The sequence below is a fragment of the Nocardioides sp. T2.26MG-1 genome, from assembly GCF_950101795.1.
Lineage (GTDB): Bacteria > Actinomycetota > Actinomycetes > Propionibacteriales > Nocardioidaceae > Nocardioides.
Genome location: NZ_CATNLZ010000005.1, coordinates 1 through 12,587, shown reverse-complemented (window position 1 = coordinate 12,587; position 12,587 = coordinate 1). Strand labels below are relative to the sequence as shown.

Genomic DNA, 12,587 nt, shown 5'->3' with positions numbered 1-12,587 from the left:
CGGCGACCCAACTCTCGGGGGAACTCATGATCCGACGGCTCGCCGTCCTGCTCACCGCTGCCGCGCTCGCCCTGCCCGCCACGCCGGCGCACGCCGAGCCGGTCCAGCGTGAACCCGCCAGCGTCACGATCGCTACGACGGGCAACGGCCACGGCAAGGGCCTGTCGCAGTACGGCGCCCGCAACCGCGCCAACGCCGGGCAGGACTACCGCCAGATCGTCGAGCACTACTACCCGGGCACCGCGTGGGGGTCGGCCGGCGGCTCGATCCGGGTGCTGCTCACCGCGGCACCCAAGAAGAGCCTCGTCGTCCTCGCGCGGTCGGGGCTCAAGGCGCGCCACGTCGGGACCGGCCGGACCTGGAAGCTCCCGGTCAAGCGCGACGGCAAGGTCGTCAAGCGGTGGCGGATCAAGCCGTCCGCCGGGCGCTCGGAGCTCTCGTACCGGACCGGGTCCTGGCACGTGTGGAAGACCCGGCCCGGCAGCGTGGAGTTCGTCTCGAGCCGGCCGATGACCCTGCTCGGGGCGTCGACGTACCGCGGCGCGCTGCGCCTCACCTCCTCCGGCGTCGTCAACACCGTCGCCCTCGAGGCCTACCTGCGCGGCGTGGTGCCGCGGGAGGTGCCGGCCGAGTGGCCCGGGGAGGCCGTGAAGGCGCAGGCGGTCGCGGCGCGCACCTACGCGGTCTTCGAGCGCGGCAACGTCTCGCCGAGCCGGGAGTACGACCTCTGCGACACCGCCGCCTGCCAGGTGTACGCCGGCGCCGGCGCCGAACACCCCGGCTCCAACGCTGCGGTGGCGGCGACCGCCGGTCAGGTGCTCACCTACGAGGGCGAGCCGATCTTCGCGCAGTTCTCCGCCAGCAACGGCGGCTACTCGACCGCCGGCGACTTCCCCTACCTGGTGGCGGAGTGGGACGAGTTCGACCGCGGGATGCCGGACGACCCGCGCACCCGGACGTTCACCGGCGAGGAGATCACCCGGCACTGGACCGGCCTGGGCGACCTGGTCTCGGTCGAGGTGACCGAGCGTGACGACGACGGCGTGCACCAGGGACACGTCACCGAGGTGACGGTCACCGGCACCCTGCGCACCCAGGTCACCACCGGCAGCGCCTTCGCCCGCTTCCTCGGCCTGCGCTCGACGATGTTCACCGTCTCCTGAACTACAGATCTGTAGTTCGGGCGATCGCGTTGCAGGGCCCTGTGACCCGTGATGCGATTGGGGTTCCCACCCGTCCCAGTCGTCTCAGAGGTCACCCATGCGCGCCGTCTCCAGCCTGTCGGCGGCTGCGCTCGTCGCGGCCGTCCTGACGACCACGGGTCCGGCGACCGCGGCCGACCAGGACGTCTGGCGGGTGCCCGCGAGCGCGACGATCACGGTCAAGGGGCACGGCTACGGGCACGGGCACGGCATGTCGCAGTACGGTGCCGAAGGGGCCGCCCGCCAGGGGCTGACCCACCGGCAGATCGCGGAGTTCTACTACCCCGGCACGGAGTGGGGGACCAGCAAGGGCCTGGTCACCGTGCTGTTGACCGCGGACACCTCCGACGACCTGGTCGTGGCCGCGCGTCCCGGTCTGACCGTGCGCGACACCGCGGTCGAGGGACGCCTCGCGCTGCCCGAGAACGGCGCGCAGCGCTGGCGGGTCGCGGTCGGGCGTGACGGCGTCAACCGGGTCTCCTACCGCGACCGCCGCTGGCACGCCTGGAAGGTGCTCGAGGGCCAGGGTGAGTTCTACGCCGCCGGCGAGCCGATCACGCTCCTGACACCGAGCGGCGAGCGGTCCTACCGTGGCCGGCTGCGCGTCGGGGTCACCGCGTCGGGGGATCGGGTGACGGTGAACGCACTCGCCCTCGAGAGCTACCTCAAGGGCGTCGTGCCGCTGGAGATCCCCGCCTCGTGGAGCACCGAGGCGGTCCGGGCCCAGGCGGTCGCGGCGCGCACGTACGCGTCGTACGAGCGCCGCCACCCGCAGTCGTCGGCCTACCAGCTCTGCGACACCTGGTCCTGCCAGGTCTACGGCGGCGTCGACGCGGAGTACCCCGCCTCCAACCGTGCCGTGGACGCCACCGCCGGGACGATCCTCACCAGCGACGGGCAGCCGGCGTTCACGCAGTTCGGGTCGAGCAACGGCGGCTGGACGTCGGCCGGCTCGGTGCCCTACCTCCCCGCGAAGGTCGACCCGTACGACGGCTGGTCGGGCAACCCCGTGCACACCTGGACGACGGCGACCGACGACAGCCGGCTCGAGCGGGCCTGGCCCGCCGTCGGCAACCTCACCCGCATCGCGGTGACCGCCCGGGACGGCAACGGCGACTGGGGCGGCCGGGTCCGCTCGATCGCCCTGCGCGGCACCGCGGGACGGGTCGTCGTCTCAGGCGACACCTTCCGTGCCGTGCTCGGCCTGCGCTCCACCTGGTTGACCTTCAAGGTCGCCGCCCGATGACCGGCCCTCGCCGGGCCGATCTGTAGTGCGGACGCACTAGCTCCGCGTCCGCTGGCCCAGGCGCACCAGTCGGAAGACGGTTGCCAGGGACGATGCCGTGCCGGTCGTCGGCCGCGAGTGTTGAGGGCACGCGAGATCTCGCGGATCCCCTCAATCTCTGACGTCTGGAGTGATCGATCGTCGCAACCATGCTCTACGGGATCGGACGGTGGGCCTTCCGCAGGCGCCGGCTCGTCGCAGGTCTCTGGCTGATCGCCGTGGTGCTGGCCGGCGTGGCGGCGGCCGTCGCGCCGTCCGCGCAGGACGAGGACCTCTCCATGCCGGGCACGGAGTCGCAGCAGGCCTTCGACCTGCTCGACGAACGGTTCCCCCAGAGCAACGCCCAGGGCGCCGACGCGCGCCTGGTGTTCGAGGCGCCCGACGGGCAGCGGGTGACGGCCGGCGCCAACGAGAGGGCCGTCGAGGACGCGCTCCAGGCGCTGAGTGGCGGTGACCAGGTGGCGGCGGTGAGCGACCCGTTCGACGAGGGCACCGTCAGCGAGGACGGCACGATCACCTACGCGACGATCACCTACACCGCCGACGCCGTCGACCTGACCGAGTTGTCGAAGAGCGCGCTCGAGGACGCCGCGGACCGGGCCCGGGCGGCGGGCCTGTCGGTGGAGATCGGCGGTTCGGCCCTGGAGGCCGAGGCCGAGTTGGGAGGTACGACGGAACTGGTCGGCGTGGCCGTCGCCGCGGTCGTGCTGGTCCTCACCCTGGGATCGCTCGTCGCGGCGGGCCTGCCGCTGGTGACCGCGTTCCTCGGGGTGGGGATCACGTTCGGCGTGATCGCCGCGCTGGCCGATCCGCTCGGCCTGACGTCGACGGTCGCGATCCTGGCGCTGATGCTGGGCCTGGCGGTCGGCATCGACTACGCGCTCTTCATCACCTCCCGCTTCCGCGACGAACGCACCCGGGGCGACGATCCCGAGGAGGCTGCCGGCCGAGCGGTGGGCACGGCCGGGTCCGCCGTGGTGTTCGCCGGCACGACCGTCGTCATCGCCCTCGCCGGCCTGGGGGTCGTCGGGATCCCCGAGCTCACAAAGATGGGCCTGGGCGGTGCCGGCGCCGTGGCCGTCGCCGTGCTCGTCGCCCTCACCCTGGTCCCTGCCCTGTTCGGCTTCCTCGGGGACCGGGTCCTCTCCCGCTCGGCCCGGCGCGCCGCCAGGTCGGGAGCGCAGGAGCCGCATCCCGTGCCCGCGCCGACCGGCCGGACCGGACTCGGTACGCGCTGGGCACGATTCGTGCTGCGCAGGCCGATCGCGGTCCTGCTGGTCGCCGGTCTCGGCCTCGGCGCGGCGGCGCTCCCGGCGCTCGGCCTCGAGCTCGGGCTGCCGGGTGACGAGTCGAAGTCGGTGGAGACCACCCAGCGCCGCGCCTACGACCTGCTCTCGGAGGGGTTCGGCCCCGGCTTCAACGGCCCCTTGACCGTGGTCGTGGACCTGGCCGACGCGGCGGATCCCCGGGCCGCCACGGATCGGGTCGTCGGGACCCTGAACGGCGTCGACGGCGTCACCTCGGTCGGCGACCCCGTCCTCAACGAGGCAGGGGACACCGCGATCATCACCGCGGTCCCGTCGACCGCGCCGCACACGGCCGAGACCAAGAACCTCGTCGGCGACCTCCGGCGCGCTGCAGCCGACATCGAGGCCGCGACCGGGGCCGACATCTCGGTCACCGGCAAGACCGCGCTCAACATCGACATCTCCGACGCTATGTCCGACGCACTCCTCCCGTACCTCGCGCTGGTGATCGGCCTGGCCGTGCTGCTGCTGATGGTCGTGTTCCGCTCGATCCTCGTGCCGATCAAGGCAGCGCTCGGTTTCCTGCTGTCGGTGGGTGCGGCGTTCGGTGTCCTGGTCGCGGTCTTCCAGTGGGGCTGGGGCGCGGACCTGATCGGCATCGAGCAGACCGGACCCGTGATGTCACTGATGCCGATCCTGGTCATCGGCATCGTGTTCGGGCTCGCCATGGACTACGAGGTCTTCCTCTTCACCCGGATGCGGGAGGCGCACGTGCACGGGGCATCGCCGGAGGAGGCGATCGTCGCGGGCTTCCGGCACAGCGGGCGGGTCGTGGCCGCCGCGGCGGTCATCATGACCAGCGTGTTCGCCGGGTTCATCGGGATCCACATGTCGACCATCCAGACGATGGGCGTCGGCCTCGCCTCGGCGGTCGCGTTCGACGCGTTCGTGGTCCGGATGGCGCTCGCGCCGGCGGTCATGGCGCTGCTCGGCGAGCGTGCCTGGTGGCTGCCTCGTATCCTGCAGCGTGTGCTGCCCAACGTCGATGTCGAGGGCGAGGCGCTGAGCCGGACCCTCCCGTCCGCGGCGACCGACCAGGACGCCGCGGACCCGCGGCAACCGGTCGGCTAGCAGCGGCCGACCATGACGAGCACGGGTGGCGCCCTCCCGCGACCAAGGAGCACGTGGTGGCGGGAGGCTGCGATCCTGGCGACGGCGTTGGTCCTCTGCCTCTTCGGTGGCGCCCTGCGGCTCGACGACTCGCTGTCCTGGCCACCTGCGTCGGCCTACGCGATCGCCACGCTGTCCTGCGCCGTGCTGCCGGTGCGGCACCGCGCACCACTGGTCGCCGTCGCCGCGACGACGGCCGCCGGCATGTCGGTCGCCCCGCTGGACCTCCTGCTCACCCCGCTGATCGTCGCCCCTGCCGTCATCGCGGCGTACTCACTGGCCGTCCGTGCCGAGTGGCGTACGACGGCGACCGCGCTGCTCGTGTCGGCCGGCCTGCTGGTGGCCTCGACCGCCGTGTTCGGGAACCTGTCCTGGCGGGACGCGGCCCGGCTGGGGGTCGTGGCGGCGTTCCCGCTGGTCGCCGGCGTGCTCGGTCGCTCGACGCAGAACCGGCGCGCCTACCTCGCGGCCGTGGAGGAGCGAGCCCAACGCGCCGAGGAGACGCGCGAGAGCGAGGCGCGGCGCCGGGTGGGCGAGGAGCGGGTCCGCATCGCCCGGGAGCTGCACGACCTGGTGGCCCACCAGATCACGCTGGCCAACGCGCAGGCGATGGTCGCCGCCCGCCTCTTCGACGACCGTCCGGAGCGCGCCCGCGAGAGCCTGGACGAGCTCGTCGACACCACCCGGGACGCGCTCGACGACCTGCGCGCCACGGTGGGACTGCTGCGCCAGTCCGGGGACGCCGACTCGCCCGTCGAGCCGGCGCCGGAGCTGTCCCGGCTCCCCACGCTGCTGGAGTCCTTCCGCCGCGCGGGACTGGAGGTGACACTGCGCCAGGAGGGCGCGGTCCGGCCGCTGCCGCCCGGAGTGGACCTCACGGCCTACCGCATCGTCCAGGAGGCACTGACCAACGTCACGAAGCACTCGGGTACCGGTCGTGCGGAGGTGGGTCTCGTCTGGGGCAGCGAGCGCATGACGATCTCGGTCGCTGACGACGGAAGGGGTGCCGGTGCCGCTTCGCTCGGCTCCGGGGGTGCCGGTGGCTATGGGCTGATCGGGATGCGCGAACGCGCCGCCGCGGTCGGGGGAGACCTCCGCGCGAGCAACCGACCCGAGGGCGGGTTCCTCGTGACCGTCTACCTGCCGCTGCCGCCCGTCAAGGACGCGACGCCCAGGTCTGGCGGCGTACGGGCCGGAGACGGAGCAGCGGGGGCGAGCCGGTGACGCTGCGCCTGCTGCTCGCCGACGACCAGGCCCTGCTGCGGCAGGCCTTCCGGACCCTCCTCGAGACCGCCGACGACCTCACCGTCGTCGGCGAGGCCGGGGACGGCCGCGAGGCGGTCCGGCTGGTGCGCGAGCTGCGCCCGGACGTGGTGGTCATGGACATCCGGATGCCCGAGGTCGACGGGCTCACCGCCACCGAGCAGATCTGCGCGGACCCCGAGCTGGAGGGCACCCGCATCCTGGTCCTCACCACCTACGAGACCGACGAGCACGTCGCCCGGGCCCTGCGTGCGGGGGCCGGCGGCTTCGTCAGCAAGGGCATCGGGGCCGACGACTTGCTCGACGCCGTGCGCACGATCGCCGCCGGCGAGACCCTGCTCTCGCCGGCCGCCACCCGGTCCCTCGTCGAGCGCTTCCTGGCCGCACCCGACGACTCCCCGCCGCACCGTCCCGCGGAGCTCGACGTGCTCACACCCCGCGAGCGCGAGATGGTCGCCCTGGTGGCGACCGGCCTGTCCAACGCCGAGATCGCGGAGCGGGTGTTCCTCAGCCCGTTCACCGTCCGCGCCCACGTGCAGCGGGCGATGACCAAGCTGCAGGCGCGCGACCGCGCACAGCTCGTCGTCATCGCCTACCAGACGGGCCTGGTCCGCGCCGCCTCCGACGGCGGGTCCGAGCAGGCCCCGGTAGCGTGGGGGAGCCCTCACCCCTGAGAAGTCGGTCGGATGACGACCTCGTTGACGTCCACCGTCGCGGGCTGCTCGATGGCGTAGGCCATCGCCGCGGCGACCGCGTCGGCGGGCAACGCCAGCTCCGCCACCGTCGCGCCGAACCGGGCGCGGGCCTCGTCGTCACCCATGCCGAGGGTGTGCTCGGTGGCGGTCAGCCCCGGCGTCACCAGGGTCACCCGCAGATCGGGGCCCGCCTCCTGCCGCAGGCCCTCGCAGATCGCGCGGACGGCGAACTTGGTGCCGGCGTACACCGCCATCGTCGGGACGATCTTGAGGCCCGCCGTCGACGCGGTGGTGACGAAGTGGCCGCCGCCCTGCGCGCGGAAGACCGGCAGGGCAGCCGCGATGCCGTGGAGCAGGCCCTTCACGTGGACGTCGACCATCAGGTCCCAGTCGTCGACGCGCAGGTCGTCGAGGGGTGACACCGGCATGACGCCTGCGTTGCTGACGAGCACGTCCAGCCGGCCGAACTCCGAGCGAGCGGTCTCGACCAGGCCGACGAGGTCCTCGCGGCGGGTCACGTCGGTGACGCGGCAGGTCGCGGAGCCGCCCGCGTCCCGGATGTCGCGCGTGATCGCCTCGAGCCGCTCCTGCCCACGGGCGCCGAGCACGACGTGCGCCCCGCGCTCCGCGAGCAGTGTCGCGACCGCCCTGCCGATACCGCTGCTGGCGCCGGTGATGGCCACCACCTTGCCTTCGATGCCGGTCATCTCGTCATCCGTCCCGCCACGGCCACCGATGTAAGTGACCTCTTACTTTCAATGTAAGAGACCAATTACATCCAGTCAAAGTTAGAGTGTCGTCACATCCGTCGTCGATCACCGGAGTCTCGATGAGCCCCAAGGGCGCCTACCACCACGGTCGTCTCCGTGAGGCCCTCGTGGAGGCCGCCCTCGAGGCCGTGGCTGAAGGCGGGGTCGCATCGGTGTCGATGGCGGACGCCGCCCGGCGCGCGGGGGTCAGTCCGGCCGCGCCGTACCGCCACTTCGCGGGCCGCCAGGCGTTGCTGCTCGCCACGGCCGTCGACACGGCTCGTGCACTCGCGGACCGGCTGGAAAGGGCCGGGGGAGGTGGGCGGCGGAGCGCGCCGGCCGAGGCGCTCGCCGCGTGTGCCGAGGCGTACACGCTCTTCTACCTCGAGCGCGGCGCCGGTCTCGACCTGGTCTACCTCGCCGAGCTGCGCACCCTCCGGGACGCGGAGCTCGCCGGGGCGGGACGGCGAGTGATGGACTGCGTCCTCCCCGTCGCGCGGGAGATCGCCGGGAGTGCCGACGGCGCGATCGTGCTGCTCGAGCAGGTCTTCGCAGTCGCCCACGGCTACGCGCAGCTGCGCGACGTCTCGCTCTCGAGCCGTCGGCTCCGCTCGCCGGCCGCGGTCGCACGGGCGGCCGGTGCGGCCGTGCGCCTGCTCGCCGCGGCGACCGCGGACCCTGCGGTCACCGTCGGGGCGTGAGCTCGAGGACCGGACGCAGGACGAGGCCGGCGAGCAGCGCCCAGAACGCCGCTCCGACCCCGAGCACGGTGATCCCCGACGCGGCGACCAGGAAGCACACCACCGCGGCCTCGCGGCCGTCCTCGTCGGCGAGCGCTCCGGAGAGGGCCGCGCCCAGCGTGCCGAGGAGCGCGAGGCCGGCGGCCGCCTGGATCACGTCGCCGGGGCCGGCGGCGACCAGGGCGGCCAGCGCTGCGGATCCGAGCGCGAGCACCAGGTAGGTGACCGCCGCGCTCGCGCAGGCGATCCAGCGGCGGGAGCGGTCCGCGCCCGCCGCGGGACCGGCGGCGAGGGCGGCCGTGATCGCCGCGAGGTTGATCGCGTGCCCACCGAAGGGGGCACCGGCCAGGGTGCCGAGACCGGTGACCGTCATCGTCTCGCGCCACGGCACCTCGTAGCCGAAGCTCGCGGTGATCGCGACGCCGGGGACGTTCTGCGACGCCATCGTGACCACGAACAGCGGCACCGCGATGCTGACCACGGCCGGCAGGGTCCACGCCGGCGTGGTCCAGGCGACGGTCGGCACCAGGTCGCCGGCGGCGACCGACGACCCCGCCTCGACGACGACCACGACCAGCGCGACCAGCAGCGAGACCGGCACCGCCCAGCGTCGCGACACCGGGTGCATGAGCAGCCAGGCCAGCACCACCGGGCCGACGAGGTACGGCGAGTCCGCGATCCCGGTGACGGGGGCGAGGCAGATCGGCAGCAGCACACCGGCGAGCATCGCCCGCGCGAGCGAGACCGGGATGCGCGAGATCAGCTCGCCCAACGCGGGGACCAGGCCGGTGAGCAGGATCAGCCCCGCCGTCACCACGAACGCCCCGATGGCCGCCGGCCAGCCGCCCTCGACGGTGCCGGTGCTGACGAGCAGCGCGGCGCCGGGGGTCGACCAGGCGAGGGTGATCGGCCGGCGGTGCCGGACGCTGAGCCAGAGCATGCCGAGCGCCTGGGTGACGAGCAGGGAGAGCAGGCCGGACGCCGCCTCGGCCGCGGACGCTCCCACGGCGGCCAGCCCGGTGAGCACCACGACGAACGAGCTGCTGGACCCGACGACCGCCGTCACGATCCCGGCGACCACCGGGGTGTGGTCACGCGCGGTTGTCGTGGTTGTCGTCATCGGGCAGACTCCGTCACCAGGGGGTTCTGTAAACAGAACGCAACCGTAGCGGAGGTGGCCATGTCGAGCGAGCCGGGAGCTGCCGCCGGGGCCCGGGTCCGGGCGCTGCGGCACCAGCGCGGCCTGACGCTGACCGCGCTGGCCGCGGCGGCCGGCATCGGCAAGGGCTCGCTCTCCGAGCTGGAGTCCGGCCGCCGCAACCCCACGCTGGACACGCTGTACGCCGTGGCCGGGCCGCTCGGCGTACCGCTCGCCGCCCTGCTCGACTTCAGCGCCGGCGCGGTCGCATCCGACGGAGGCTTCGAAGGGGTGCTCCTGCACACCGAGCGTGACGAGACGTCGACGGCCGAGGTCTACCTGCTCCGGGTCGCGCCCGGCGTCACCCGCAGCTCGCCCGCGCACGCGTCCGGCGCGGTCGAGCAGCTGCTCGTGCTCTCCGGCAGCTGCCGGGTGGAGTACGCCGGCACCCGGCTCGACGTGCCGCCCGGCGGCCATGCCGCCTGGCCGGCCGACGTCCCGCACCGCTACACGGCCACCGGCGACGGCCCGCTGCGCGCGATCAACGTGATCGTGACGCCGACCTGATCCGCCTCAGCCGAGCACCAGCACCAGGTCGCCGCCCTCGACGGCCTGCGTGCCGGACAGCGCGAGCCGCTCGACCGTGCCGGCCACCGGTGCGGTGATCGCGGCCTCCATCTTCATCGCCTCGATCGTGGCCACGGTGTCGCCGGCGGCGACCTGCCGGCCCTCCTCGACGACGATCGTGACGACGCCCTGGAACGGCGCGGCGACGTTACCCGGCTTGGAGGTGTCGGCCTTCTCGGCCGCGGCCACCTCCGCCGCCACGCTGCGGTCGCGGACGCTCATCGGCCGGAGCTGGCCGTTGATCGTGGTCATCACGGTGCGGAAGCCGCGCTCGTCGGGGTCGGTCACCGCCTGGACGCCGAGGATCAGCGTCTTGCCCTCCTCGATCTCGACCTCGTGCTCCTCGCCGCGCCGCAACCCGTAGAGGTAGTCGAGGGTCGGCAGCACCGAGGTGTCGCCGTACCGGTTGCGCGATTCGGTGAACTCCTTGGTCGGCCCGGGGAACAGCAGCTCGTTGAGCGTACGGCGGCGCGTGTCGCTCGTGCCCGCAAGCCCCTCGCGCTGCTCGTCGGTGAGCTCCTCGACCGGTGGCTTGTGGGTGCGGCCGGCCAGTGCCTTGGTGCGGAACGGCTCGGGCCAGCCGCCCGGGGGGTCGCCGAGCTCGCCGCTGAGGAAGCCGATGACGGAGTCGGGGATGTCGAACTTGCCGGGGTCCTCGGCGAACTCGGCCGGGTCGGCGCCCGCCGCCACCAGGTGCAGCGCGAGGTCGCCGACGACCTTCGAGGACGGGGTGACCTTGACGATGTTGCCGAGGATGTCGTTGGCCGCGGCGTACATGTCCTCGATCTGCTCGAACTTCTCCCCGAGGCCCAGCGCGATCGCCTGCTGGCGCAGGTTGGAGAGCTGGCCGCCCGGGATCTCGTGCCGGTAGACGCGGCCGGTGGGGGAGGGCAGGCCCGACTCGAACGGCGCGTAGACCCGGCGGGTCGCCTCCCAGTAGGGCTCGAGCGCGCAGACCGACGCGAGCGACAGTCCGGTGTCGCGCGGCCCGTGGTCGGTGGCCGAGACCAGGGCCGACAGCGGCGGCTGCGAGGTGGTGCCGGCCATCGACGCGGTGGCCGCGTCGACGGCGTCGACGCCGGCGTCGATCGCCGCGAGCAGCGTGGCGAGCTGGCCGCCGGGGGTGTCGTGCGTGTGCAGGTGCACGGGCAGGTCGAACCGCTCGCGCAGCGCCGTCACCAGCGTGCGTGCGGCCGGCACCCGCAGCAGCCCGGCCATGTCCTTGATCGCGAGCACGTGCGCGCCGGCGTCGACGATCCGGTCGGCGAGGCCGAGGTAGTAGTCGAGCGTGTACAGCGTCTCGTCGGGGTCGGAGAGGTCGCCGGTGTAGCAGAGCGCGACCTCGGCGACCGCGGTGCCGGTCGAGCGCACCGCCTCGATCGCGGGCCGCATCTGCTCGACGTCGTTGAGCGCGTCGAAGATGCGGAACACGTCGATGCCGGTCGCCGCGGCTTCCTCGACGAACGCCTGCGTGACGTCGGCGGGGTACGGCGTGTAGCCGACGGTGTTGCGCCCCCGCAGCAGCATCTGCAGGCAGATGTTCGGCACCGCCTGGCGCAGCGCCGCCAGCCGCTCCCACGGGTCCTCGGCCAGGAAGCGCAGGGCGACGTCGTACGTCGCGCCGCCCCAGGCCTCGACCGACCACAGCTGCGGGGTGGTGCGCGCGACGTGGCCCGCGACCGCGAGCAGGTCGCGGGTGCGGACCCGCGTGGCGAGCAGGCTCTGGTGGGCGTCGCGGAACGTGGTGTCGGTGACCGCGACCTGCTTCTGCGCGCGCAGGCGGCGGGCGAACTCCTCGGGCCCGACCTCGAGCAGCAGCTGGCGGCTGCCGTCGGGTGCGGGGACCTCGAGGTTGACCTCGGGCAGCTTGGTCGCCGGGTCGATGCTCACCGGCGCCTTGCCGTAGGGCTGGTTGACGGTCACGTCGGCGAGGTAGCTCAGCAGCTTGCTGCCGCGGTCGCCCGTTCCGCGCGCCCGCATGAGGTGCGGGTGGGTCTCGATGAACGACGTCGTCACGTGTCCCGACGCGAAGTCGGGGTCGGCCAGCACGGCCTGCAGGAACGGGATGTTCGTGGAGACGCCGCGGATCCGAAACTCCGCGACCGCCCGGCGGGCCTTCTCGACGGCCTTGTCGAAGGTGCGGGCCCGACAGGTGAGCTTGGCGAGCATCGAGTCGAAGTGCGCCGACACCTCGGCGCCGGTGTAGACCGTGCCGCCGTCGAGTCGGACGCCGCCGCCGCCGGGGGAGCGGTACGTCGTGATCACGCCGGTGTCGGGCCGGAAGTTGTTGGCCGGGTCCTCGGTGGTGATCCGGCACTGCAGCGCGGCGCCGCGCAGGGTGACGGTCTCCTGCGAGAGCCCGAGGTCGGCGAGCGTCTCGCCCGACGCGATCCGCAGCTGGGACTGCACGAGGTCGACGTCGGTGACCTCCTCGGTCACGGTGTGCTCGACCTGGATGCGCGGGTTCATCT

At 73.3% G+C, this 12,587-nt stretch carries 10 protein-coding genes; 7 read left to right on the top strand and 3 right to left on the bottom strand.

Features of this window, described 5'->3' with window-relative positions; genetic code table 11:
• Positions 1-26 precede the first annotated feature (26 nt).
• From QQZ14_RS06970 to QQZ14_RS06950, 5 genes are all read left to right on the top strand, one after another.
• On the top strand, positions 27-1,163 hold the full coding sequence (locus QQZ14_RS06970; RefSeq protein WP_284533508.1) for a SpoIID/LytB domain-containing protein: 1,137 nt from the start codon (positions 27-29) through the stop codon (positions 1,161-1,163).
• Between the two features lie 97 nt (positions 1,164-1,260).
• Positions 1,261-2,448, top strand: a complete 1,188-nt coding sequence (locus QQZ14_RS06965; RefSeq protein WP_284533507.1) for a SpoIID/LytB domain-containing protein — start codon at positions 1,261-1,263, stop codon at positions 2,446-2,448.
• Between the two features lie 188 nt (positions 2,449-2,636).
• Positions 2,637-4,865, top strand: a complete 2,229-nt coding sequence (locus QQZ14_RS06960; RefSeq protein ID WP_284533506.1) for an MMPL family transporter — start codon at positions 2,637-2,639, stop codon at positions 4,863-4,865.
• 12 nt (positions 4,866-4,877) lie between these two features.
• Complete coding sequence (locus QQZ14_RS06955) at positions 4,878-6,128, top strand: sensor histidine kinase (RefSeq protein WP_284533505.1); 1,251 nt, start codon at positions 4,878-4,880, stop codon at positions 6,126-6,128.
• Positions 6,125-6,841 carry a response regulator gene (locus QQZ14_RS06950; protein WP_284533504.1) on the top strand — a complete coding sequence of 239 codons (717 nt, stop codon included), beginning with the start codon at positions 6,125-6,127 and terminating at the stop codon, positions 6,839-6,841. The genes QQZ14_RS06955 and QQZ14_RS06950 overlap by 4 nt, the downstream gene beginning before the upstream one ends.
• Here QQZ14_RS06950 and QQZ14_RS06945 read toward each other — a convergent pair.
• Entirely contained in the window at positions 6,832-7,569 is a 738-nt protein-coding gene (locus QQZ14_RS06945; RefSeq protein WP_284533503.1) for an SDR family oxidoreductase, read from the bottom strand. The two genes, QQZ14_RS06950 and QQZ14_RS06945, sit on opposite strands and share 10 nt — an antisense overlap.
• A gap of 122 nt (positions 7,570-7,691) precedes the next feature.
• On the opposite strand from QQZ14_RS06945, the gene QQZ14_RS06940 reads away from it, so the two are divergent.
• A complete protein-coding gene (locus QQZ14_RS06940; RefSeq protein ID WP_284533502.1) occupies positions 7,692-8,312 on the top strand; it encodes a TetR/AcrR family transcriptional regulator in 621 nt (206 codons plus the stop codon).
• On the opposite strand, the gene QQZ14_RS06935 is transcribed toward QQZ14_RS06940, so the two are convergent.
• Positions 8,296-9,471, bottom strand: a complete 1,176-nt coding sequence (locus QQZ14_RS06935) for a benzoate/H(+) symporter BenE family transporter (protein ID WP_284533501.1) — start codon at positions 9,469-9,471, stop codon at positions 8,296-8,298. The genes QQZ14_RS06940 and QQZ14_RS06935 overlap by 17 nt on opposite strands.
• A 60-nt stretch (positions 9,472-9,531) precedes the next feature.
• Here QQZ14_RS06935 and QQZ14_RS06930 point away from each other — a divergent pair, with 60 nt between their 5' ends.
• Positions 9,532-10,056: a helix-turn-helix domain-containing protein gene (locus tag QQZ14_RS06930; protein ID WP_284533500.1), complete on the top strand. Its 525-nt coding sequence runs from the start codon at positions 9,532-9,534 to the stop codon at positions 10,054-10,056.
• A gap of 6 nt (positions 10,057-10,062) precedes the next feature.
• Here QQZ14_RS06930 and QQZ14_RS06925 read toward each other — a convergent pair.
• On the bottom strand, positions 10,063-12,587 hold a 2,525-nt coding region (locus tag QQZ14_RS06925), incomplete at its 5' end, for a pyruvate carboxylase (protein WP_284533499.1).